We start from the raw sequence: 21,927 nt of genomic DNA on the forward strand, positions 1-21,927 counted from the left end.
AGAATCGACTCGCGGCCCTGGGATCTTCCGGGTGCTCTCCAGCGACGTGCACCTGCCGCAATGACGCCCTGGAGGAGATGCCGTGCTCGCGCTCCTCCTCGTGTACGCGCTCGTCGCGGTCGTGCTGCCGCCCCTGAGTCGGCGAGTCGGGCCGCGCGTGTTCTTGATCGCGGCACTCGTGCCGACCGCAGCGTTCGTCGTCACCGTGCTCGCGGGCCCGGTCGTCATGACCGGCGGCGTCGTCGAAGAGGTGCTGCCCTGGGTGCCGCAGCTCGACCTGGCGATCGCGCTGCGGCTCGACACGCTCTCCTGGGTGCTCGCACTCGTCGTCACCGGTGTCGGAGCGCTGGTGCTCGTCTACTGCTGGCGCTACTTCGACGACGACGCACCGAACCTCGGGCGGTTCGCGGCCGAGCTGCTCGCCTTCGCGGGTGCGATGTACGGGCTCGTGATCGCCGACGACGTGTACGCGCTGTTCATCTTCTGGGAGGCCACCAGTGTGCTCTCCTTCCTGCTCATCGGCCACCGCACCTTCAGCGTGACCAGCCGCGGCGCCGCGCTGCAGGCGCTGCTGGTGACCACCTTCGGCGGTCTCGCGATGCTCGTCGGCCTCGTGCTGCTCGCCGTGCACACCGGCACCTCGAGGCTCTCCGAGATCGTCGCGATCGCCCCCAGTGGGCCGCTGGTGACCGTCGCGGTCATGCTGGTGCTGGTCGGGGCGCTCTCCAAGTCGGCGATCCTGCCGTTCCACTTCTGGCTGCCCGGGGCGATGGCGGCGCCGACGCCGGTGAGCGCCTACCTGCACGCCGCCGCCATGGTGAAGGCCGGCATCTACCTCGTGGCGCGGCTGGCACCCGGTTTCGCCTCGACGCCCGGATGGCACGAGGTGCTCGTCGGGCTCGGCGTCGCGACGATGCTGCTCGGCGGCGTGATCGCGCTCCGACAGACGGACCTCAAGCTGCTGCTCGCCTACGGCACCGTCAGTCAGCTCGGACTGTTGCTCGTCGTGCTCTCCGTCGGCACGCGGGTCGCGGCACTCGCCGGGCTCGCGCTGCTCGTCGGTCACGCGCTCTTCAAGTCGACCCTCTTCCTCGTGGTCGGCATCATCGACCACGAGGCGGGCACCCGCGACCTCGGCAAGCTCTCGGGTCTCGGTCGCGCCTCGCCGATGCTCGCCGGCATTGCGACGCTCGCGGTCGCCTCGATGGCGGGGCTCCCCTTCCTCGTCGGGTTCCTGGCGAAGGAGGCGGCCCTCACCGGGTTGATCGAGGCGGCGACGGGGCCGATCGGCTGGGTCGCACTCGTCGGCGTGGCCATCGGCTCCGCGCTCACGGTGGCCTATGGGGCTCGGTTCCTGTGGGGGGCGTTCGCCGCCAAGCGCGGGATCGAGACCCGGCCCTTCGCTCGGCAGAGGCCGTCGTTCCTGGTCGCGCCCGCCATCCTCGCCCTCACGGGACTGGCGCTCGGACTCGCAGCACCGCTCGTCGACGGTGCTCTGGTGGGCTATTCGGACGAGTTCCCGGCCGACGGGCCCGCGTATCACCTCGCCCTCTGGCACGGCTGGGAGCCGGCGCTCGGCATCTCCGCCCTCACGATCGCAGCGGGACTGGGCCTGTTCGCGATCGGGGCGCGCGTCGCGCGCATCCCCGCTCCGTTCGCCGGCCGGCTCACGGCTGCGGCGGCGTACGCCGCGATCATGCGGGGCATCGACCGCACCGCCGCCCGCACGACGAGCCTCACCCAGCGCGGTTCGCTGCCGTTCTACCTCGCCGTGATCCTCGGTGTGTTCATCGTGTCCGTCGGCGCCGCGCTCGCGCTGAACCGCACCTGGCCCGACGAGATCCGCTGGTGGGACTCTCCGGGGCAGGTGGTCATCGCGGCGATCATGATCGTGGCCGCCATCGCCGCGACCCGGGCCGGCAAGCGATTCCAGGCCGTGGTGCTCGTGGGCGTCACCGGGTACGGGATGTCGGCCCTCTTCGCCCTGCAGGGCGCACCCGACCTCGCCCTCACCCAGATCCTCGTCGAGGTCGTCACGCTCGTCGCCTTCGTGCTCGTGCTGCGCCGCCTTCCCGCCAGGCTCGGGGAGGCGCACGGCTCGCACCACCGCGGACTACGCGCCGCGATCGGCATCGCGGTCGGCGTGATCATGTCCGTGGTCGCGGTCGTCGCCCTCGGTGCCCGCATCGACGCGCCGGTCTCGCTCGACTGGCCGGCGCTCGCCTACGAACAGGCGCACGGCAGCAACGTGGTCAACGTCGCCCTGGTCGATCTGCGCGGCTGGGACACCATGGGGGAGCTCTCGGTGATCATCGCCGCAGCGACCGGCGTCGCGAGTCTGATCTTCATCAGCGGTCGGGCCGACAACCTGCCCCGCGTCTCACGCAGCGTGGCGCGCCGCACGATCCGCGATCGGATGCACCGCGCCCAGGGCACGAGCAGCCGCGCGTCGTGGCTGGTCGCCGGGCGCACGCTCGACCCGCGCAATCGCTCCATCCTGCTCGAGGTCGTCGTGCGCCTGATCTTCCACGCGGTGCTCGTGATCTCGGTCTACCTGCTGCTCGTGGGCCACAACGCACCGGGCGGCGGTTTCGCCGGGGGACTGGTCGCGGGCATGGCGCTCGTCGCGCGCTACCTCGCGGGCGGCGCGGAGGAGCTGGGCGCCGCAGCCCCCGTCGACGCGGGCAAGATGCTCGGCCTCGGTCTCGCGCTCGCGGTCGGCACCGCGCTCGTGCCGCTGTTCTTCGGAGCCGATGCCCTGACCTCCACCTGGTTCACCATCGACCTCGGGGTGCTGGGTGAGATCGACTTCGTCACGTCGACCATCTTCGACATCGGCGTCTATCTGGTGGTGATCGGGCTCGTGCTCGACGTGCTGCGCAGCCTCGGCGCGCAGGTCGACCGCCACCAGGAGCAGGAGGTGGGCTCATGAGCGTGTCCCTCGTGCTCGTGGTGGCGATGGCCGTGCTCTATGCCTGCGGCGTCTACCTGCTGCTCGAGCGCAGCATCACCCGGGTGCTGCTCGGCTTCCTGCTCGTCGGCAACGCGACCAACCTGCTGCTGCTGATCATGGCGGGCAAGGCGGGACTCGCACCGATCGTCGGCGACGGCGTCGAAGCGAGCCAGATGACCGATCCGCTGCCGCAGGCGCTCATCCTCACGGCGATCGTCATCACGTTCGGCGTCTCCGCGTTCCTCATGGCGCTCATCTACCGGTCCTGGCGGCTCGGCCAGCACGATCGGGTCAGCGACGACGAGGCCGATGTCGCCATGCGCGGCGGGGCGAATCCGATGCCCGACGAGGCGGTCGAATCCGAGGCCGCCGCCTCCGACACGGAGTTCGAGTGGGGCCGAGCGGGTGGGGGCCACCGCATGGACCCGCCCGCCGAAGGGGGGAGCCGATGAACGTGCTCGTCCCGCTCGTCGCTCTCGTGCCGCTGCTGTCGGCGGCCGCGGCCCTGGCGCTGGGACGCTCGCCGCGCGCCCAGCGCATCATCGCGATCCTCGGACTGACGGCAGTGCTCGGCATCGGGGCGGCGCTCGTCTGGATCGTGGATGCCACGGGCCCCCTGGTCATGGAGGTCGGCGGCTGGGCCTCGCCCTTCGGCATCGTGCTCGTGGTCGACCGTCTCGCCGCGCTCATGGTCGTCGTCTCGGCGCTCGTGCTGCTCGCCGTGCTCGTCTTCTCGGTGGGGCAGGGTCTGGCCGACGGGGACGAGGAGACCCCGGTCTCGATCTACTACCCGACCTATCTCATCCTCGCGACGGGCGTCTTCACCGCGTTCATCGCCGGCGACCTGTTCAACCTCTACGTGGGCTTCGAGATCCTGCTCGTGGCCAGCTACGTGCTCATCACCCTCGGCGGCACCGAACCGCGCATCCGCGCGGGTACCACGTACATCATCGTGAGCCTGGTCTCATCCATGTTCTTCCTGGCCTCGATCGCGATGATCTACGGCGCGACCGGCACGGTGAACATCGCTGAGCTCTCGGTGCGTCTGGCCGAACTGCCGGTCGACGTGCAGATCCTGCTGCACGCGATGCTGCTGATCGGATTCGGCATCAAGGCGGCGGTGTTCCCGCTGTCGTTCTGGCTGCCGGACTCCTACCCGACGGCGCCGGCGCCGGTGACCGCCGTGTTCGCCGGCCTGCTCACCAAGGTGGGCGTGTACGCGATCCTGCGCACCGAGACCGTGATCTTCCCCGGTCCGGAACTCAACACGGTGCTCATGATCGTCGCCCTGCTCACCATGGTCATCGGCGTGCTCGGCGCGGTGGCGCAGGCGGACATCAAGCGACTGCTCTCCTTCACGCTCGTCAGTCACATCGGCTACATGATCCTGGGCGTGGCGCTGGGATCGGCCGCGGGCACGGCGGCCGCGATCTTCTACATCGTCCATCACATCATCGTGCAGACCACGCTGTTCCTCGGGGCGGGCCTCATCGAGCGCGTGGGCGGCACCACCTCCATCCGCCGACTCGGCGGGCTGCTCACCGCGGCGCCCGTGATCGCGGTGCTGTTCTTCGTGCCCGCGTTGAACCTCGGCGGCATTCCGCCGTTCTCCGGATTCATCGGCAAGCTCGGCCTGTTCGAGGCGAGCGCCGAACAGGGCACGCCGCTGGCCTACGTTCTGATGGGTGCGGGTGCGCTGGTGTCGCTCCTGACCCTGTACGCGCTCATGCGCGTGTGGAACCTGGCGTTCTGGCGCAAGGCGGAGGACGCCGAACCGGTGGAGGAGGGATCCGGCGTGCGCGGCATCCCGAAACTCATGACGGCGGCGACGGCCGGCATGGTGATCGTGAGCCTGGGCCTGACCGTGTTCGCGGGCCCGCTCTACGGGTTGAGCACGCGAGCCGGCGACAACCTCGAGGGCCCGAGCTTCTATGTGGACCTCGTCTACCCGGAGGCGCTGCGATGACCGCGCCACCGCGCACCCGGCGGGAGATCGGCTGGCGCATCTGGCAGCAGGTCCCCTTGATCCTCGGTCTCGTCGTGCTCTGGATGCTGTTGTGGGGCGAGTTCAGCTGGCTCGCCCTGGCCAGCGGGGTGCTCGTCGCCGTGCTCGTCACCCGCGCGTTCTACCTGCCGGCCGTGGAGCTCTCCGGTCGGTTCAACCCGTTCTGGTTTCTCGTGTTCCTCGGCCGGTTCGGCTTCGACCTCGCGGTCGCCTCGTTCCAGGTCGCCTGGATCGCGGTGCGTCCCCGGCCGCCCGGCCGCAACGCCGTGATCGCGGTCGACCTGGTCACGCGCACCGACTTCATGACCACGGCCGTGGCGCTCGCCATCTCGCTCGTGCCGGGTTCGGTGGTCGTCGACGTCGACCGGGAGGCCTCGATCCTCTACCTGCACGTGCTCGGCGTCGATGATCAGACGCAGGTGACCGCGGTGCGCGAGCGCGTGCTCGGCGTCGAGCGGGCGCTGGTGCGTGCGCTCGGATCCGCCGACGATGTGCGAAGGGTGAAGGCATGGACCTCCTGACCATCGGGTTCGTCGTCGCCGGGGTGCTGTTCTCGGCAGCGGCGATGCTCGTGCTCTACCGCATCGTGCGCGGTCCGACGATCCTCGATCGGATGATCGCCTCCGACGTGCTGCTGACCACGCTCATCCTCGTGCTCGGGGCGGAGATGGCCTACAACGGGCACACCCGGTCCGTGCCGATCATGCTGGTGATCGCCGCCATCGCGATCTTCTCCACCGTGACCGTGGCGCGCTACGTCTCCAAGCAGGACCGCTCGTGAACCTCGACGTGATCCTCGATGCGCTGGCGGGTCTCTGCCTCGTGCTCGGTGCGACCCTGTCACTGGCCGCCGGCATCGGACTCGTGCGCTTCCCGGACGCGCTCAGCCGCCTGCACGCGGCGACCAAGCCGCAGATCCTCGGGCTCGTCTTCATCCTCGCGGCGATCGCGCTGCAGGCCCGCAACTGGTCGACGCTGCTGGTGCTCGCGCCCGTGCTGGTGCTGCAGATGATCACCGCGCCCATCTCCGCCCACATGGTGGCGCGGGCCGGCTACCGCACCGGCAACTTCGATCGGGACGCCCTGATCGTCGACGAGCTCGACGACGTGGTCGAGCGGGCCTCCGACCAGCGCTGAGTCCGAAGCTCCGAGGTCCGAGCAACCGCGAGGCATTCCGAGCAGTCAGCGGCGGTCCGCACGGAACGCTACCCTCGTAACATGCCTGAAACGCCCGACATCAAGCCGCGCTCACGCACCGTCACCGATGGGATCGAAGCCACCACTTCGCGCGGAATGCTGCGTGCGGTCGGCATGGGTGACGCGGACTGGGACAAGCCGCAGATCGGCATCGCGAGCTCGTGGAACGAGATCACCCCCTGCAACCTCTCGCTCGACCGGCTCGCCCAGGCGGCGAAGGAGGGCGTGCACTCCGGTGGCGGGTACCCGCTGCAGTTCGGCACCATCTCCGTCTCCGACGGCATCTCGATGGGCCACGAGGGCATGCACTTCTCGCTCGTGAGCCGCGAGGTGATCGCCGACAGCGTCGAGACGGTCATGCAGGCCGAGCGTCTCGACGGTTCGGTGCTGCTCGCCGGCTGCGACAAGTCGATCCCCGGCATGCTCATGGCGGCCGCCCGGCTCGACCTGGCATCCGTCTTCCTCTACGCGGGCTCGATCGCGCCCGGCTGGGTGAAGCTCTCGGACGGCACCGAGAAGGACATCACGATCATCGACTCCTTCGAAGCGGTCGGCGCGGTCAAGGCCGGCAAGATGAGCCTCGACGATGCCAAGCGCATCGAGTGCGCCTTCGCTCCGGGTGAGGGCGCGTGCGGCGGCATGTACACCGCCAACACCATGTCGTCCGTCGCCGAGGCGCTCGGCATGGCGCTGCCGGGCTCCGCGAGTCCCGCCGCCGCCGATCGCCGTCGCGACTACTACGCGCACCGGTCGGGGGAGGCCGTGGTCGGCATGCTCGAGCGCGGGCACACCACGCGCGACATCCTCACCATCAAGGCCTTCGAGAACGCGATCACCGTCGCGATGGCCCTCGGCGGCTCGACCAACGTCGTGCTGCACCTGCTCGCGATCGCGAACGAGGCAGAGGTGCCGCTGACCCTCGACGACTTCAATCGCATCGGCGACAAGGTCCCGCACCTCGGCGACCTCAAGCCGTTCGGCAAGTACGTGATGAACGACGTCGACCGCCACGGCGGCATCCCCGTGCTCATGAAGGCGCTCCTGGATGCCGGACTGCTGCACGGCGACGCCCTCACGGTCACGGGCAAGACCGTCGCCGAGAACCTCGCGGAACTGAACCCGGAGCCCCTCGACGGCGAGGTGCTGCGCACCCTCGACAACCCCATCCACGCCACCGGCGGCCTCACGATCCTCAATGGTTCGCTCGCCCCGGAGGGTGCCGTCGTGAAGACCGCGGGCTTCGACGTGGCGGTGTTCGAGGGTCCGGCACGGGTCTTCGAGCGCGAGCGCGGCGCGCTCGACGCGCTGACCGAGGGATCGATCGAGCCGGGCACGGTCGTCGTGATCCGCTACGAGGGCCCCAAGGGCGGGCCGGGCATGCGCGAGATGCTCGCGATCACCGCGGCCATCAAGGGCGCCGGCCTCGGCCGCGATGTACTACTCTTGACGGACGGCAGATTCTCAGGCGGCACAACCGGCCTGTGCATCGGCCACATAGCTCCCGAAGCGGTGGACGCAGGTCCCATCGCCTTCGTGCGCGATGGTGATCTGATACGGGTCGATATCGCAGCTCGCTCGCTCGACCTACTGGTCGACCCTGCAGAGCTGGAAGCCCGCCGCAACGGCTGGGCTCCCCTTCCACCGCGCTATACCCGTGGCGTTCTCGCAAAGTACTCCAAGCTCGTGCACTCCGCCGCTGAGGGCGCGGTCACGGGCTGATCCGACACGGCGGTCGAGCGCAGCCGAGACGGGATCTCGGCGGGCTCGATCACCGAACTGACAGAAGGAAGACCATGTCCACGGACACGGCCCCACGGCCGAAGAGCAGTACACCGGAGATCCTCACCGGGTCCGGTGCGATTCTCCGTTCCCTCGAGATGCTCGGCATCAAGGATGTCTTCGGCCTCCCCGGCGGCGCCATCATGCCGTTCTACGACGAGCTCATGGCTTCCACGGCCATCCGCCACATCCTGGTGCGCCACGAACAGGGCGCGGGGCACGCGGCCGAGGGCTACGCGTCATCCACCGGCAAGGTCGGTGTCGCGATCGCCACCTCCGGCCCCGGCGCGACCAACCTCGTGACCGCGATCGCGGATGCCTACATGGACTCGGTGCCGCTGCTGGCGATCACCGGGCAGGTCTTCTCGACCTCGATGGGCACGGACGCCTTCCAGGAGGTCGACATCGTCGGCGTGACGATGCCGATCACGAAGCACTCATTCCTGGTGACCAAGCCCGAGGACATCCCGGCGACCCTGGCCGCGGCCTATCACATCGCCACGACCGGACGTCCCGGTCCCGTGCTCGTCGACGTCACCAAGGACTGCCAGCAGAAGAGCGCGCCGTTCATCTGGCCGCCCAAGGTGGACCTGCCCGGCTACCGCCCGGTGATGAAGGCCCACGGCAAGCAGGTCATCGCCGCCGCCCAGCTGCTCGCCGAGGCCGAGCGCCCCGTGTTCTACGTCGGCGGCGGCGTCGTGCGCGCCGGCGCCGCAGCCGAGCTGCTCGAGCTCGTCCACCGGGTCGGTGCGCCGGTGGTGACCACGCTCATGGCCCGTGGTGCGTTCCCGGACTCGGATCCGCTGCACCTGGGCATGCCCGGCATGCACGGCGCGGTGCCCGCGGTGCTGGGTCTGCAGGAATCGGATCTGATCATCTCGTTCGGTGCGCGGTTCGACGACCGCGTCACGGGCAAGGCGAGCGAGTTCGCCCCGCACGCCAAGATCGTGCACGTGGACATCGACCCGGCGGAGATCGGCAAGATCCGCGCAGCAGACGTCCCGATCGTCGGCGATGCCAAAGACGTCATCGTCGACTTGAACGCAGCCTTCGCCGACGCCGCGAAGGGGCACAAGCCCGACTACACCGCGTGGTGGAAGCGGCTGAACACGCTCAAGGAGCAGTACCCGCTCGGCTACACGGACCTCGACGACGGCATCCTCGCCCCGCAGATGGTCATCGAGCGCATCGGGCAGCTGACCGGTCCGGAGGCGATCTACGCCGCCGGCGTCGGCCAGCACCAGATGTGGGCGGCGCAGTTCATCAAGTACGAGCGCCCCAACGCCTGGCTGAACTCCGGCGGCGCGGGCACGATGGGCTACGCGGTGCCCGCGGCCATGGGCGCCAAGGTGGCCAACCCCGACCGCGTGGTGTGGGCGATCGACGGCGACGGCTGCTTCCAGATGACCAATCAGGAGCTCGCCACCTGCACGATCAACGAGATCCCGATCAAGGTCGCGATCATCAACAACTCGTCGCTCGGCATGGTGCGGCAGTGGCAGACCCTGTTCTACGAGGGCCGGCACTCGTTCACCGACCTGCACACGGGCACGGACACGAAGATGATCCCGGACTTCGTCAAGCTCGCCGAGGCCTACGGCTGCCTCGCGATCCGCGTGACGAAGGAGGAGGAGATCGACCCGGCCATCAAGCTCGCCCTGGAGACGAACGATCGCCCGGTGGTGATCGACTTCATCGTCAGTCGCGACGCGATGGTGTGGCCGATGGTGCCGCAGGGCGTCGGCAACTCGCAGGTGCAGTACGCGCGCGACCACGCGCCCGAGTGGGAAGAGGAGTAAGCCCATGTCTCACGTTCTCTCCCTCCTCGTCGAGGACAAGCCCGGCCTGCTGACCCGCGTCGCGGGACTGTTCGCCCGCCGGGGGTTCAACATCGAGTCGCTCGCCGTCGGCAAGAGCGAGATCGAGGGCCTCTCCCGCATCACGGTCGTGGTGGATGTTGAGGAGCTGCCGCTCGAGCAGGTGACCAAGCAGCTGAACAAGCTCATCAACGTCATCAAGATCGTCGAGCTCGACCCGAGCCAGTCGGTGACCCGAGAGCACCTGCTCATCAAGGTCAAGGTCGACAACACCACGCGCTCGCAGATCCTCGAGGCCGTGAACCTCTTCCGCGCGCGGGTGGTGGATGTCGCCACCGACGCCCTCGTCATCGAGACCACCGGCGACTCCGGCAAGATCCAGGCGTTCCTGCGGGTGCTCGAGCCCTACGGCATCAAGGAGATCGCGCAGTCGGGTCTGCTCGCGATCGGCCGCGGCAGCAAGAGCATCACCGAACGAGTCTTCAAGAACTGACCATCCGTCGATCGAGCGCGGTCGAGATCTCGGCACGCTCGGTCACCGAACACCAACACACGAAGGAACGAAACAGTGGCAGCAGAACTTCTCTACGACAAGGACGCCGACCTGTCCATCATCCAGGGCAAGAAGGTCGCGATCGTGGGCTACGGCTCGCAGGGTCACGCGCACGCGCAGAACCTGCGCGACTCGGGCGTCGAGGTGAAGATCGCCCTCAAGGACGGCTCGAAGTCGACGGCGAAGGCGCAGGAAGACGGCTTTGAGGTGCTGAGCGTCTCGGACGCGGCCGAGTGGGCCGACGTCATCATGATCCTTGCGCCCGACCAGCACCAGCGCGGCATCTACAACGACAGCATCAAGGCTGCGCTCAAGCCCGGCAAGACGCTGGCCTTCGCGCACGGCTTCAACATCCGCTTCGGCTACATCGATGCTCCCGAGGGCGTCGACGTGATCCTCATCGCCCCGAAGGCGCCGGGTCACACGGTGCGTCGCGAGTTCGTCGCGGGTCGCGGCATCCCGGACATCATCGCGGTCGAGCGGGATGCCTCGGGCCACGCCTGGGACCTCGCCCTCTCGTACGCGAAGGCGATCGGCGGCACCCGCGCCGGCGTGATCAAGACCACCTTCACCGAGGAGACCGAGACCGACCTGTTCGGTGAGCAGGCCGTGCTCTGCGGCGGCACCTCGCAGCTCGTGCAGTACGGCTTCGAGACCCTCGTCGAGGCCGGCTACCAGCCCGAGATCGCCTACTTCGAGGTGTTGCACGAGCTCAAGCTCATCGTCGACCTCATGTGGGAGGGCGGCATCGCCAAGCAGCGCTGGAGCGTCTCGGACACCGCGGAGTACGGCGACTACGTCTCCGGCCCGCGCGTGATCGACCCGCACGTCAAGGAGAACATGAAGGCCGTGCTCGCGGACATCCAGTCCGGTGCCTTCGCGAAGCGCTTCATCGCCGACCAGGATGCCGGAGCCCCCGAGTTCCTCGCGCTGCGCGAGAAGGGCGCGGCGCACCCGATCGAGGCGACCGGCAAGAAGCTGCGGGCGTTGTTTGCCTGGAAGCAGCAGGACGAGGGGTACACCGAGGGGTCTGCCGCTCGGTAGGCGCTGACGGCTCCGAAAGGGGGCCGGTTTCCTGGAGGCGGTAAACGGAGCCTCCAGGAACCGGCCCCCTTTCTGCGCCTTCGTTCTGCGCCGCTTTGGCCCCTTCTGCGCCTGTCTCGCAGCGCGTCGGGGCGGCCCCCGGTGGCCTCGTCCGGGGGAGGATGGGGGCATGGTGCAGCGTGCGGTGTTGGTGACTGGGGCGTCGACGGGGATCGGGCGCGCGACGGCGCTGCTGCTCGACGCGCAAGGGTGGACGGTGTTCGCCGGGGTGCGCAAGCGGCAGGACGGCGAGGCGCTGGCGGCCGCGGCATCCGGACCCCTCGTGCCGCTCATGCTCGACGTGACGAAGCCGCGGCAGATCGAGGCGGCGGCGAAGGCGATCGGTGAGCGGGGCATCCCGCTGAAGGGGCTCGTGAACAATGCGGGCATCGCCTCGGCGGCGCCGCTCGAGTTCGTGCCGATCGACGACTTCCGGCACCAGCTCGAGGTGAACGTCGTGGGGCAGCTCGCGGTGATCAAGGCGGTGCTGCCCCTGCTGCGGTCCGCGAAGGGCCGCATCGTGAATGTGACCTCCATCGCCGGGCTCATCGCGGGGCAGATGCTGGGGCCCTACAGCGCGTCGAAGTTCGCGCTCGAGGCGCTCACCCACACCCTGCGTCAGGAGCTCGCGCCGTGGGGCATCGAGGCGATCGCGATCGAGCCGGGGCAGATCGCGACGCCGATCTGGTCGACGTCCGCCGCATCCGCCGACCGGATGCTGGGCCCCGTGCTCCCGCAGGTCACGAGCCTCTACGGCCGTCAGTTGCGTGCCGCCAGCCGAATGGCCGAGCGTGCAGCCCGGGACGGGCTGCCGCCCGAGGAGGTCGCGAAGGTCATCGCGCGGGCGCTCACCGCGAAGCATCCGCGCACTCGGTACCCGGTCGGCACCGACGCGAAGCTCGGTGCCGCGTTGGTCGCACGCCTGCCCGACCGCGTGCGGGACCGGCTGCTGGGCGGCCGGCGCGCCGCACAGGGCTCCTAGGGGCCGCGAGCGGGCGAACCGCTCGCCCCGCCCGGTCGCGCGGTGCGCAACTGCACGGATTCGGGGAGCGGGCGGCGTGTCGCGGCGGGCGCCCCGGTGTGTCGCGCGGGATCCGTGCAGTTGCGCACAGCGGCGGCGCACAGTTCACGGCGACCGGAGCACGGGGCGGCCTGCCGCAGCTGCCGCACGTAGGCGCGCGGCCCGCTGCGGAGGCCTACGCCTCGAGGGCCGTGATGCCGCGCAGGTCGATGCGCAGGCGATCGCCCACGCGCACGAGGGTCATGAGCACGTCGCCGCAGATGTGGCAGCGCACCGCCCAGCCCGGTGCGGCGTCGTAGACCATCGCCTCGGCCAGCACGCTGACGTCCCCGCAGTGCGCGCAGCGGCCGGTGGCGGTGGTCATGTCGTCGCGGAACAGCTCGCTCAGCGGGCCGGCGAGCACGTTGCCGTCGAGGTGATCGGTCATCAGGCGCCTCCGAACCGCTCGGTCTTCACGGCCGCGGCATCGTGCCCCATCGCGACCAGGGCATTGGCGACCGCCTCGACGAATCCGGTCGGCCCGCAGACGAACACGGCGGGTTTGCGCTCGGGCGGCAGGGTGAGTGCGGCGAGGGTCTCCGGCGTGACCCGCCCCGGCTTCGACGGCCAGTTCGGGGGTGTGGCTCGGGTGTAGACGTAGTCGACCGTGTCGAGCATCCCGAGCTCATCCGCGAAGAAGCGATCCTCGGGGGTGCGCACCGAGTACAGCAGCCGCATGTCGACGGCGGACCCGGATGCCGCGTGCGAGCGCAGCATCGCGACCAGCGGCACGACGCCCGACCCGCCCGCGATGAGTTGCACGGGCGGCGTGAGCTCCGGCGTCCACACGAACCAGCCGCCGAGCGGACCGCGCAGCTCGAGCATGTCGCCGACCATCAGGTCATCGACGAGGTACGGCGAGACCTCGCCGTTCGGCAGCCGGTCGACGGCGAGTTGAAGCTTCGACTCCGGGCCGCTCGAGGCGATCGAGTAGGAGCGGCTGGCCTGGTACCCGTCCGGCGCGGTGAGCCGCACATCGACGTGCTGGCCGGCGATGTTGCCCGGCCACCCGGGTACCTCGATGACGATGCTGCGGCCGGTCGGGGTCTCCCGCCGTACTTCGGCGACCGTGCCCACGATCCAGTCCCCGACTACCAAGCGCGCATCACCAGGACCGCTGTTCCTTCCACGGGTCGCCGTAGATGTGGTAGCCGTTCTGCTCCCAGAAGCCGGGGTCGTCGTTCGGCATCATCGTGAGGCCGCGGATCCACTTGGCGCTCTTCCAGAAATACAGGTGCGGCACGAGCAGCCGGGCCGGTCCGCCGTGCTCGGGGTCGAGCGGCTCCCCGTCGAACTCGAAGGCGATCCACGCCTTGCCGTCCATGAGGTCCTCGAGCGGGATGTTCGTCGTGTAGCCGCCGTAGGAATGCTGCATCACGAAGTCGTAGCTCGTCTCGATGCCTTCGAAGAGGGTGTCGAGGCTCACGCCGCGCCAGCTGGTGCCGAGCTTCGACCAGCGCGTGACGCAGTGGATGTCGGTGTGCACCTCGTCGATCTTGAGCGCCATGAACTGTTCCCAGTTCCATTTCGTGACGCCGTTCTCGGTGGTGATGGAGAATTCCCACGTGTCGGTGGGGACGTCGGGCGTAGGCCCGGCGGAGAGAACCGGGAAGTCCTCGGTGAGGTACTGTCCCGGTGGCAGGTCGGGATTGCTCTCCCGCCCGCGGCCGGAGAAACCGCGCGTGATAAAGCTCATGCTTGACTGTACTGCGTGAGTTGAGTGCTGTCAGCGAGCGATTCGATCTGATCCCGCGGATCGACCGGACAGCCAACGAGGAGGCACGATGAACTCGCCGCCGGCCGGACCTTCGTCGGTGCTGCCCGAGGAAGGCACCCGATCGCACGACATGCTCATGCAGGTCGTGGCGCACGTTCGCACCATCGGCAATGTGAACGTCTCGCTGCGCCAGCTCGCCGCGGGCATCGGCACCAGCCACCGCATGCTGCAGTACTACTTCGGCACTCGCGAGAACCTGCTGAGCTTGGTGATGATGCAGCTCAGCCGTGAGTACATCGCCACGTTTGCGGGCAACCGACCCACGTCTCGGGCGGAAGCGATCCAGGGCACTTGGGACATGTTCCGCGACCCCAGCAATCGCCTCCAGACCCAGATTCTGCTGACGCTCTCTGGCGCGGCGGCGGAACAGCCAGACCTTCAACTGCCGGGGCTGACGATCGACCTGGACAACTTCGCCATGGGCCTCGCGGCATTCGGGCGTGCGGAGGGTCTACCGCCGGAGCGTGCTGAGCGCGAGGGGCGATACATCGTCGCGAGCCTGCTCGGGCTCTACCTCGACTTCTACATCACCAAGAGCGAAGAGAGCGTCGACGCGAGTTTCCAGACCCTCAAAGGCTGGGTGGAGCGCAGCACTCGCGACGCGGGCGGTCCGTCCGCCCCTCACTGACCGGAGCGTCGGCCGGATCGTACCGCGAAGGTCAGGGCGACGGCGCCGAGGGCGAGCACCCCGAGCCCGAGCGCGGCGATGACCGGGGATGCCGAGCCGCCCGTGCGCGCGAGCGCCTCGCCTGCGGGCGCGGCAGCCGGTACCGAGATCACCGACACGGTGTTGTCGCCATGGTTCGCCGAGTAGGCGACGCCGGTCGCGGAGTTCACGGCGATCGCCGATGGGTTCGTGCCGATCGTCAGCGTCTTCGCGACGAGCCCGGTGGTCGTGTCGATGACCGACAGGGTGCCGTCGGTGGTGTTCGCGACGAACAGCGTCGCCGCGGCCGAATCGAGTGCGATCGCGGTGGGGTAGGCGCCGACGGCGATCGTGCTGACGAGCGCGAGCCCGCTGAAGGTCGAGACCGTATTCGCACCGGATTCGGCGACATAGACCACGCCGCTGGCCGCATCCACGGCCACGCCGGCGGGTTCCGATCCCGTGGCGATGGTGCTCGTCACCGTCGCGGTGACACCGTCGATGACGGAGATCGTGTCGTCCAGGCGGTTCGCGACGTAGATGGTGTTCGTGGATTCGTCAACGGCGATGGCGATGGGGTCGGCACCGACCGCGACGGTGCTGACGACGGTGTTCGTCGCGCCGTCGATGACCGAGACCGAATCGTCGTTGAAGTTGACGGCGTAGACCCGGTGGGTGGTCGAGTCGACGGCGATCGCGCTCGGACCCGTGCCCACTGCGATCGTCGCGACGACGGTGTTGCTCGCGCCATCGATGACGGAGACGGATGACGACGTGCTGTTGGCCACGTAGACCAAGCCCGTCGACTGGTCGACGGCGACCGCGTAGGGGTGCGGTCCGACCGTGACGGTCGCGGTGGTCGCGTTCGTCGCACCGTCGATCACGGCCACCGTGCCGCCGCTGAGGCTCGGGACGTACAGCGTGCCCGTGGACTCGTTGACGGCGACGCCGATCGGTCCGGTGGCTGCGGCGATCGTCGCCGTCACAGCGTAGTCCGCGGCAGCAGCGCTGGCAGAGGATGCGGTGACGCCGACGAGCGCGGCCACGGCAGCGACGGTGGCGATCGAGCGCACGGACCGGGACGTTCGCGACAAGGTGGCCTCTTTCGATTCTGCGCGCGTGATTACCCAGTGGCACACGACTCGCTCGCGCTCATCTTATCCACTGGCACATGTCTGTCAAGGTGGCGCCCGGCACGCCGATTAGGGTTGACGCATGACGCTCTCGCTCGGATTGCCGGGCATCCGCCGCGATCCGGCGGAGGCCCCATCCACGCTGGGACGTCCCGACGCCTCGGAGCTCATCGACCGGTTCGGGCGGATCGCCCGCGACCTGCGCGTCTCGCTCACCGAGAAGTGCTCACTGCGCTGCACGTACTGCATGCCCGCCGAGGGGCTGCCCGCGATCGCTCGGGACGACCTGCTGACGCCGGTGGAGATCGCCCGGCTGGTCGGCATCGCGGTGCGGGAGCTGGGGGTGCGCGACATCCGCTTCACCGGGGGCGAGCCGCTCATGCGGGCGGATCTGGAGGAGATCGTGGCCCGCTCGCGGGAGGCCGTCATGGATCTCGACGAGCCCGATCGCCGGGTGTCGCTGTCGATGACGACGAACGGCATCGGGCTCGACAAGCGCATCGACGCGCTGGTCGCGGCCGGCCTCGACCGGGTGAACATCTCGCTCGACACCGTCGACCGCGACCACTTCGCGCGGCTCACCCGACGTGACCGGTTGCCCGCGGTGCTGCAGGGCATCGAGGCCGCCCGTCGGGCGGGCGTCACGCCGCTGAAGATCAACGCGGTGCTCATGCGCGACACGCTCGCCGGCGCGGCCGACCTGCTGGCGTGGGCGCTCGAGCACGGCGCGCACCTGCGCTTCATCGAGCAGATGCCGCTCGACGCCGACGAGCAGTGGGCGATGGACAACATGGTGCCCGCGCAGCAGCTCATCGACACGCTCTCCGCGCGGTTCGCGCTCACCGAGCCGCACCGCGACGACCCGTCCGCACCGGCCGAGGAGTGGCTCGTGAACGGGGGGCCGGCGACCGTCGGCATCATCGCCTCGGTCACGCGCAGCTTCTGCGAGGCCTGCGACCGCACGCGGGTGACCGCCGAGGGCACGGTGCGCTCCTGCCTGTTCGGCGACGACGAGACCGACCTGCGCGGCCTGCTGAGAGGCGGCGCGGATGACGCGGCCATCGCCGACCGCTGGCGCGCCGCCCAGTGGCACAAGCAGGCCGGCCACGGCATGGCGCTGCCCGGCTTCCAGCGCCCGATCCGCTCGATGGGGGCGATCGGTGGTTGAGGTGCGCTACTTCGCCGCCGCCGCCGAGGCGGCGGGGCGGGAGTCCGAGTCGCTCGACGCGGCGACCGTGGGTGAGCTCAAGGGGATGCTCGTGGAGCGGTATGGGGCGCTCATGGCGAAGGTCGTGGCATCCGGCTCGTTCCTCGTCGACGGCATCGCGTCGCGCGATGACGCCAGGGCGATCGGTGCGCGGGTGGACGTGCTGCCCCCGTTCGCCGGGGGGTAGGTCAGAGCCCCACCCACTCCGTGACGCCGTCGGCGAGGTGCTGGCGCTTCCAGATCGGCACCTCGGCCTTGATGGCGTCGACGAGCCGCGCGCAGGCCTCGAAGGCCTCGGCGCGATGGGCGGCGGCGACCACGGCGACGAGCGCGACATCCCCCACCTCGAGGGAGCCGACGCGGTGCGCCGCCGCGGCAGGGAGCCCCACACGCTCGACGCACGCCGCGAGGAACGACTCGGCATCGGGATGCGCCTGGTAGTCGAGCCGGGTGACGGCCGCGTCGTGATCGTGGTTGCGCACCACCCCGCGGAAGGTCACGAGCGCGCCGTCGGCGGGGGTGAGCACGAGGGCCTCGATCGCCGCGGCGTCGAGGGGTTGGCTCGATATCGTCGCGAATCGGCGGTCCATGCGTCCTAGCCTGACACGCCGACGTGCCAGGCTTGGGGCAATGAGTCTGCGCCACGCCCTCCTCGCGACCCTCGTCGCCGTGATCTGGGGGTTGAACTTCATCGCCATCCGCTTCGGTGTGGACGACGTGCCCCCGCTGCTGTTCCTCGCGATCCGCTTTCTGCTGGTGTCGATCCCGGCGATCTTCATCCTGAAGCCCCCGGCGATCGGCTGGAAGAACATCGTGCTCATCGGCACGTTCCTGAGCCTCGGGCAGTTCACCCTGCTCTACCTGTCGATGTCCCTCGGGATGCCGCCCGGGCTCGCCTCACTGCTGCTGCAGACGCAGGTCGTGCTCACCGTGATCGTCGCGGCGATCGTGCTGCGTGAGCGGCCGACGCGCACACAGATCGTGGGCATCGTCGTGGGCATGGCGGGCCTGGCCGTGGTCGTGGTCTCGCACGGCAGCGTCGCGCCGTGGCTGCCGCTCGTGATTATTCTGCTCGCGGCGCTGTCGTGGGCGATCGGCAACGTGCTCGCGCGGCGCGCGAAGGCGGCCTCCGGGCTCTCCCTCGTGGTCTGGTCGGGCGCGGTCGTGCCGATCCCGGCCCTGGCGCTCTCGCTGCTCATCGAGACGCCGCCGGTGGTCGTCGATGCGCTGAGCCATTTCACGCTGAACGCCGTGCTCAGCACGCTCTACACCGTGATCTTCGCCTCGCTCGTCGGCTACGGCATCTGGAACACCCTGCTCGCCCGCTACCCGGCGAGCGCGGTGGTGCCCTTCACGCTGCTCGTGCCGATCGTCGGCATCCTCTCCGCGTGGCTCGTGCTCGGCGAGCTGCCGACCGTGCTGGAACTGGTCGGCGGGGCGGTGATGCTCGCCGGGCTGGCGATCGCGGTGGTGACGTGGGGACCGCGGCGTTCAGTGTCGCCCATCGCCCGTCAGCTGCGCGACGAGGTGCTCGAGTAGCTCGTCGAGCACGGCGAGCCCGTCCTTGACCCCGCCGGGGGAGCCGGGGAGGTTCACGATGATCGTGTTGCCCGCGACGCCGACGAGCCCGCGGCTGAGGGCCGCCGTCGGGGTGACCTGCAGTCCGCGGGCACGGATCGCCTCGGCGACGCCGGGCAGTTCGCGGGTGAGTAGGGGGCGGGTGGCCTCCGGGGTGCGGTCGGTCGGCGTCATCCCCGTGCCGCCGGTTGTGATCACGACGGCGGGGGCGGCCGCGACGGCGGCGGCGAGCGCCTCGGCGACGTCGGCGTCCGCGACGACCTCGACGGCATCCACCGCGTAGCCGCGCTCGGCGAGCCAGGCGGCGATCACTGGGCCCGTGGTGTCGTCACGGGTGCCTTCGGCCGCGCTCGTGGACACGACGACCACCGCGGCGGTGTCGGGGCGCACCGGCACCCGGGTCTTGCCGCCCGTCTTGCTCGTGACCCTGACGTCGCCGAGCACCGAGCCGGGGTCGACCGCCTTCGTCATGTCGTGCAGCGTGAGCCCCGCGACGGCGACCGCGGTCAGGGCCTCCATCTCGACGCCGGTCTGCCCGGTGGTGCGCGCGGTGGCGGTGATGACGACGTGGTCGTCACCGAGCTCGAAGTCGACGTTCACCGAGCTGAGCGGCAGCGGGTGGCACAGCGGGATGAGCTCGCTCGTGCGCTTCGCGCCCTGGATGCCGGCGATGCGCGCGGTGGCGAGCACGTCGGCCTTGGGCAGGTCGTCGGCCCGGATGAGCGCGATCACCTCGCGGGTGGTGGTGAAGGTGCCGGTCGCGACGGCGGTGCGCCGCGTGACGGCCTTGCCGCCGACGTCGACCATGCGCGCGCGGCCGTCCGCGTCGAGGTGGGAGAGGCCTGCCCCGGGCTGCGTGTCGCTCATAGCTGCCATGTTTCCACGGTGTCGCCGGCGGCGAGCTCGGTGACCTCCTCCGGCACGATCACCAGAACGTCGGATGCCGCGAGCCCCGCCACGAGGTGCGAGCTCGCACCCGACACCTCGACCCGGTCATCCGCCGTCACCCGCGCACGCAGGAACTGCCGCTTGCCGGCCGGCGACCGCACCCCGGTCGCGAGCACCCGGGGCCTGCGCACCGCCTGCGGCAGGCCGGCGAGTTCGCGCAGCAACGGGGCGAGGAACACCTCGAACGAGAGCTGCGTGCTCACCGGATTGCCCGGGAAGCACACCACCGGCACGCCCTGGAAGAGCGCCGTCGCCTGCGGTCCGCCCGGCTGCATGGCGACGTGCCCGACGCGGGCGCCGCGCGGTTCGAGCACGTCGCGCACGACCTCGTGGTCGCCCGCGGAGATGCCGCCGGAGGTGAGGATGAGGTCGGCGTCGACGGCGGAGTCGAGCGCGGCGAGCATGAACGCGGCATCGTCGTCGACGTGCTCGCGGTGCACCGGCAGCGCCCCGACCGCGCGCACCGCGGCGGTCAGTGCGGTCGCGTTGGAGTCGAAGAGCTGCCCGGGCAGCGGCTCGGTGCCCGGTTGCACGATCTCGCTGCCGGTCGTGATGATCGCCACGCGCACCCGGCTGCGCACCTCGAGCCCGGTGAGCCCGGCGGCGGCGAGGGCGGCGAGATGCCGGGACTCCAGCCGCGTGGCCTCCGGCACGAGGAGCGAGCCCGCCCTCAGATCGCTGCCGCGCTCGCGCACGAACTCGCCGACCGCCCGACCGCGCGTGACCGTCACGGTGTCACCGTGCGCCTCGGTGTCCTCGACGGGAACGATCGCGTCCGCGCCCTCGGGCACGACGGCGCCGGTCATGATGCGCACCGCGCTGCTGGGGGCCAGGGCTGCGGGCTGGGCGGGCCCGGCCGGCAGGTGACCGGTGATCGGCAGCGTGGTGGGGGAGGATGCGACATCCGCCGCCCGCACGGCGAAGCCGTCCATCTGGGAGTTGCGGAAGAGCGGCAGGTCGACGGGGCTCAGCACCGCCGATGCCGTCACCCGGCCGAGCGCGTCGTCGAGCGTCACGAACTCGGGTCGCCAGCGCAGCGCCACGTGCTCGGCGATGTGCGCGGCGTGCTCGTCGACGCTCCAGCTCATCAGTACCTCGCCGTGCTCGGGTCCACCTGCAGCGCCCAGGCGTCGATGCCGCCGGCGAGGCTCGTGGCGGGGATGCCGCGTGCCGCGAGCTGTTCGCGCGCCGTCTGCGAGCGCACGCCGTGGTGGCAGTAGACGACGATCGGCCGCGCGTCGTCGAACTCGGCCTCGGCGACTGTGCCGAGCGGCACGAGCACGGAGCCGGGGATGCTCGCGATCGCGGCCTCCCACGGCTCGCGCACGTCGACGAGCAGCACGTCGTCGCGAGCGGCGAGCTCGGCCGGGGTGATCTCGGCGGCGGGCTCCGTTCGATGACCGGCGGCCGCCGCTCGATCGCCGGCGCAGAACAGTTCGTAGTCGATGAGCGCGGTCACCGCGGGCGCCTGCGGGTCGCGCGCGTACGGGATCTCGCGGAACGCACCGCTGAGCGCGTCGTAGGTCGTCACCCGCCCGATGAGCGGTCGGCCCACGTCGGCGATGAGCTTGAGCGCCTCGGTCGCCATGATGGAGCCGATCACCGCCACGGTCGTCGGCAGCACCCCGCCGACCGCGCACGAGGGCACCGAACCGGGCGGCGGTGGCGCCGGGAACAGGTCGCGGTAGCTCGTGCCCGCCCAGCTGATGCCGGCCTGCCCGCCGTATTGCGACACCGCCCCCCAGACCAGCGGGATGCCCGCCAGCTCGGCCGCGTCGTTCGCGAGGTACCGCGTGGGAAAGTTGTCGCTGCCATCGATCACGAGGTCGTAGCCGGAGAACAGCTCGAGCGCATTGTCGCTCGTCAGGCGCTCCTCGATCGCGACCGCGCTCACGCCCAGCGCCTCCACGAGGGCGGCCGCCGACGCGGCCTTCGCCTCGCCGATGCGACCGGCGTGCATCACCTGGCGGTGCAGGTTGCTGAGTTCCACGCGGTCGTCGTCGATCACCCCGATCGTGCCCACGCCGGCCGCGGCGAGCGAGGGGATGACGGTGGATCCCAACCCGCCCGCGCCGATCACGAGCACGCGGGCAGCGCCGAGGCGCTGCTGGGCGGCCACGCCGAAGCCGGGAAGGGCGAGTTGGCGCGAGTACCGGGCATCCACTCCACCATTCTCGCCCGGGCCCGCCGT

At 70.1% G+C, this 21,927-nt stretch carries 23 protein-coding genes; 15 read left to right on the forward strand and 8 right to left on the reverse strand.

What is annotated here, in order from left to right; all coding sequences use genetic code 11:
- The first annotated feature begins 82 nt into the window (after positions 1-82).
- From PYV02_RS09120 to PYV02_RS09170, 11 genes are all read left to right on the forward strand, one after another.
- A complete protein-coding gene (locus PYV02_RS09120) occupies positions 83-2,932 on the forward strand; it encodes a Na+/H+ antiporter subunit A (RefSeq protein ID WP_275758347.1) in 2,850 nt (949 codons plus the stop codon).
- A complete protein-coding gene (locus tag PYV02_RS09125; protein ID WP_275758349.1) occupies positions 2,929-3,405 on the forward strand; it encodes a Na(+)/H(+) antiporter subunit C in 477 nt (158 codons plus the stop codon). The genes PYV02_RS09120 and PYV02_RS09125 overlap by 4 nt, the downstream gene beginning before the upstream one ends.
- On the forward strand, positions 3,402-4,919 hold the full coding sequence (locus PYV02_RS09130) for a Na+/H+ antiporter subunit D (protein WP_275758351.1): 1,518 nt from the start codon (positions 3,402-3,404) through the stop codon (positions 4,917-4,919). The genes PYV02_RS09125 and PYV02_RS09130 overlap by 4 nt, the downstream gene beginning before the upstream one ends.
- Positions 4,916-5,479 carry a Na+/H+ antiporter subunit E gene (locus tag PYV02_RS09135; protein ID WP_275758353.1) on the forward strand — a complete coding sequence of 188 codons (564 nt, stop codon included), beginning with the start codon at positions 4,916-4,918 and terminating at the stop codon, positions 5,477-5,479. The genes PYV02_RS09130 and PYV02_RS09135 overlap by 4 nt, the downstream gene beginning before the upstream one ends.
- Complete coding sequence (locus tag PYV02_RS09140) at positions 5,467-5,739, forward strand: MrpF/PhaF family protein (RefSeq protein ID WP_275758354.1); 273 nt, start codon at positions 5,467-5,469, stop codon at positions 5,737-5,739. Before PYV02_RS09135 ends, PYV02_RS09140 begins: the two co-directional genes overlap by 13 nt.
- Positions 5,736-6,095 (forward strand): monovalent cation/H(+) antiporter subunit G, encoded by a 360-nt coding sequence (mnhG, locus tag PYV02_RS09145; RefSeq protein ID WP_275758356.1) that lies wholly within the window; start codon positions 5,736-5,738, stop codon positions 6,093-6,095. The genes PYV02_RS09140 and mnhG overlap by 4 nt, the downstream gene beginning before the upstream one ends.
- 81 nt (positions 6,096-6,176) lie before the next feature.
- Entirely contained in the window at positions 6,177-7,874 is a 1,698-nt protein-coding gene (gene ilvD, locus PYV02_RS09150; RefSeq protein ID WP_275758358.1) for a dihydroxy-acid dehydratase, read from the forward strand.
- Positions 7,875-7,948: 74 nt separating this feature from the next.
- Positions 7,949-9,733: an acetolactate synthase large subunit gene (locus tag PYV02_RS09155; protein ID WP_275758359.1), complete on the forward strand. Its 1,785-nt coding sequence runs from the start codon at positions 7,949-7,951 to the stop codon at positions 9,731-9,733.
- A gap of 4 nt (positions 9,734-9,737) precedes the next feature.
- On the forward strand, positions 9,738-10,244 hold the full coding sequence (gene ilvN, locus PYV02_RS09160) for an acetolactate synthase small subunit (protein WP_275758361.1): 507 nt from the start codon (positions 9,738-9,740) through the stop codon (positions 10,242-10,244).
- Between the two features lie 75 nt (positions 10,245-10,319).
- The gene (ilvC, locus tag PYV02_RS09165; RefSeq protein ID WP_275758363.1) at positions 10,320-11,348 is read left to right on the forward strand and encodes a ketol-acid reductoisomerase; all 1,029 of its coding nucleotides are present in this window, start codon (positions 10,320-10,322) and stop codon (positions 11,346-11,348) included.
- A gap of 169 nt (positions 11,349-11,517) precedes the next feature.
- Positions 11,518-12,369 (forward strand): SDR family oxidoreductase, encoded by an 852-nt coding sequence (locus PYV02_RS09170; RefSeq protein WP_275758365.1) that lies wholly within the window; start codon positions 11,518-11,520, stop codon positions 12,367-12,369.
- A 214-nt stretch (positions 12,370-12,583) separates the two neighbouring features.
- Here the strand turns inward: PYV02_RS09170 and PYV02_RS09175 are convergent, their stop codons facing one another.
- Genes PYV02_RS09175 through PYV02_RS09185 form a run of 3 tightly spaced genes read right to left on the reverse strand, consistent with a single transcriptional unit; the run spans position 12,584 to position 14,143 of the window.
- The gene (locus tag PYV02_RS09175) at positions 12,584-12,835 is read right to left on the reverse strand and encodes a DUF6510 family protein (RefSeq protein WP_275758367.1); all 252 of its coding nucleotides are present in this window, start codon (positions 12,833-12,835) and stop codon (positions 12,584-12,586) included.
- On the reverse strand, positions 12,835-13,545 hold the full coding sequence (locus PYV02_RS09180) for a ferredoxin reductase (RefSeq protein ID WP_275758369.1): 711 nt from the start codon (positions 13,543-13,545) through the stop codon (positions 12,835-12,837). Before PYV02_RS09180 ends, PYV02_RS09175 begins: the two co-directional genes overlap by 1 nt.
- Positions 13,546-13,552: 7 nt before the next feature.
- Positions 13,553-14,143, reverse strand: a complete 591-nt coding sequence (locus tag PYV02_RS09185) for a sulfite oxidase-like oxidoreductase (RefSeq protein WP_275758371.1) — start codon at positions 14,141-14,143, stop codon at positions 13,553-13,555.
- 88 nt (positions 14,144-14,231) lie between these two features.
- Between PYV02_RS09185 and PYV02_RS09190 the strand changes: the two genes are divergently transcribed.
- Positions 14,232-14,852: a TetR/AcrR family transcriptional regulator gene (locus PYV02_RS09190; protein ID WP_275758373.1), complete on the forward strand. Its 621-nt coding sequence runs from the start codon at positions 14,232-14,234 to the stop codon at positions 14,850-14,852.
- Here PYV02_RS09190 and PYV02_RS09195 read toward each other — a convergent pair.
- A complete protein-coding gene (locus tag PYV02_RS09195) occupies positions 14,846-15,964 on the reverse strand; it encodes a YncE family protein (protein WP_275758375.1) in 1,119 nt (372 codons plus the stop codon). The two genes, PYV02_RS09190 and PYV02_RS09195, sit on opposite strands and share 7 nt — an antisense overlap.
- A 121-nt stretch (positions 15,965-16,085) precedes the next feature.
- Between PYV02_RS09195 and moaA the strand changes: the two genes are divergently transcribed.
- Positions 16,086-17,171, forward strand: coding sequence for a GTP 3',8-cyclase MoaA (moaA, locus tag PYV02_RS09200; protein ID WP_275758377.1), 1,086 nt, complete (start codon positions 16,086-16,088; stop codon positions 17,169-17,171).
- Entirely contained in the window at positions 17,164-17,397 is a 234-nt protein-coding gene (locus PYV02_RS09205) for a MoaD/ThiS family protein (protein ID WP_275758379.1), read from the forward strand. Before moaA ends, PYV02_RS09205 begins: the two co-directional genes overlap by 8 nt.
- Before the next feature lies 1 nt (position 17,398).
- On the opposite strand, the gene PYV02_RS09210 is transcribed toward PYV02_RS09205, so the two are convergent.
- Entirely contained in the window at positions 17,399-17,800 is a 402-nt protein-coding gene (locus PYV02_RS09210; protein ID WP_275758381.1) for a molybdenum cofactor biosynthesis protein MoaE, read from the reverse strand.
- Positions 17,801-17,840: 40 nt separating this feature from the next.
- On the opposite strand from PYV02_RS09210, the gene PYV02_RS09215 reads away from it, so the two are divergent.
- Positions 17,841-18,749 (forward strand): EamA family transporter, encoded by a 909-nt coding sequence (locus PYV02_RS09215; RefSeq protein ID WP_275758383.1) that lies wholly within the window; start codon positions 17,841-17,843, stop codon positions 18,747-18,749.
- On the opposite strand, the gene moaCB is transcribed toward PYV02_RS09215, so the two are convergent.
- Genes moaCB through PYV02_RS09230 form a run of 3 tightly spaced genes read right to left on the reverse strand, consistent with a single transcriptional unit; the run spans position 18,702 to position 21,900 of the window.
- The gene (gene moaCB, locus PYV02_RS09220) at positions 18,702-19,655 is read right to left on the reverse strand and encodes a bifunctional molybdenum cofactor biosynthesis protein MoaC/MoaB (protein WP_338056614.1); all 954 of its coding nucleotides are present in this window, start codon (positions 19,653-19,655) and stop codon (positions 18,702-18,704) included. The genes PYV02_RS09215 and moaCB overlap by 48 nt on opposite strands.
- The gene (locus tag PYV02_RS09225) at positions 19,652-20,824 is read right to left on the reverse strand and encodes a molybdopterin molybdotransferase MoeA (RefSeq protein WP_275758388.1); all 1,173 of its coding nucleotides are present in this window, start codon (positions 20,822-20,824) and stop codon (positions 19,652-19,654) included. The genes moaCB and PYV02_RS09225 overlap by 4 nt, the downstream gene beginning before the upstream one ends.
- Positions 20,824-21,900, reverse strand: coding sequence for a ThiF family adenylyltransferase (locus PYV02_RS09230; RefSeq protein ID WP_275758390.1), 1,077 nt, complete (start codon positions 21,898-21,900; stop codon positions 20,824-20,826). Before PYV02_RS09230 ends, PYV02_RS09225 begins: the two co-directional genes overlap by 1 nt.
- Between the last annotated feature and the right edge of the window lie 27 nt (positions 21,901-21,927).

This window comes from Antiquaquibacter metalliresistens, assembly GCF_029211225.1.
Classification (GTDB): domain Bacteria; phylum Actinomycetota; class Actinomycetes; order Actinomycetales; family Microbacteriaceae; genus Rhodoglobus; species Rhodoglobus metalliresistens.

Excerpts from the sequence above, each read along its gene's own strand:
- PYV02_RS09125 (WP_275758349.1), top strand. The coding sequence starts at position 2,929 with ATGAGCGTGTCCCTCGTGCTCGTGGTGGCGATGGCCGTGCTCTATGCC.
- PYV02_RS09130 (WP_275758351.1), top strand. The coding sequence starts at position 3,402 with ATGAACGTGCTCGTCCCGCTCGTCGCTCTCGTGCCGCTGCTGTCGGCG.
- PYV02_RS09135 (WP_275758353.1), top strand. The coding sequence starts at position 4,916 with ATGACCGCGCCACCGCGCACCCGGCGGGAGATCGGCTGGCGCATCTGG.
- PYV02_RS09140 (WP_275758354.1), top strand. The coding sequence starts at position 5,467 with ATGGACCTCCTGACCATCGGGTTCGTCGTCGCCGGGGTGCTGTTCTCG.
- ilvD (WP_275758358.1), top strand. The coding sequence starts at position 6,177 with ATGCCTGAAACGCCCGACATCAAGCCGCGCTCACGCACCGTCACCGAT.
- PYV02_RS09155 (WP_275758359.1), top strand. The coding sequence starts at position 7,949 with ATGTCCACGGACACGGCCCCACGGCCGAAGAGCAGTACACCGGAGATC.
- ilvN (WP_275758361.1), top strand. The coding sequence starts at position 9,738 with ATGTCTCACGTTCTCTCCCTCCTCGTCGAGGACAAGCCCGGCCTGCTG.
- PYV02_RS09170 (WP_275758365.1), top strand. The coding sequence starts at position 11,518 with ATGGTGCAGCGTGCGGTGTTGGTGACTGGGGCGTCGACGGGGATCGGG.
- PYV02_RS09175 (WP_275758367.1), bottom strand. The coding sequence starts at position 12,835 with ATGACCGATCACCTCGACGGCAACGTGCTCGCCGGCCCGCTGAGCGAG.
- PYV02_RS09185 (WP_275758371.1), bottom strand. The coding sequence starts at position 14,143 with ATGAGCTTTATCACGCGCGGTTTCTCCGGCCGCGGGCGGGAGAGCAAT.
- PYV02_RS09190 (WP_275758373.1), top strand. The coding sequence starts at position 14,232 with ATGAACTCGCCGCCGGCCGGACCTTCGTCGGTGCTGCCCGAGGAAGGC.
- moaA (WP_275758377.1), top strand. The coding sequence starts at position 16,086 with ATGACGCTCTCGCTCGGATTGCCGGGCATCCGCCGCGATCCGGCGGAG.
- PYV02_RS09210 (WP_275758381.1), bottom strand. The coding sequence starts at position 17,800 with ATGGACCGCCGATTCGCGACGATATCGAGCCAACCCCTCGACGCCGCG.
- PYV02_RS09215 (WP_275758383.1), top strand. The coding sequence starts at position 17,841 with ATGAGTCTGCGCCACGCCCTCCTCGCGACCCTCGTCGCCGTGATCTGG.
- moaCB (WP_338056614.1), bottom strand. The coding sequence starts at position 19,655 with ATGAGCGACACGCAGCCCGGGGCAGGCCTCTCCCACCTCGACGCGGAC.
- PYV02_RS09225 (WP_275758388.1), bottom strand. The coding sequence starts at position 20,824 with ATGAGCTGGAGCGTCGACGAGCACGCCGCGCACATCGCCGAGCACGTG.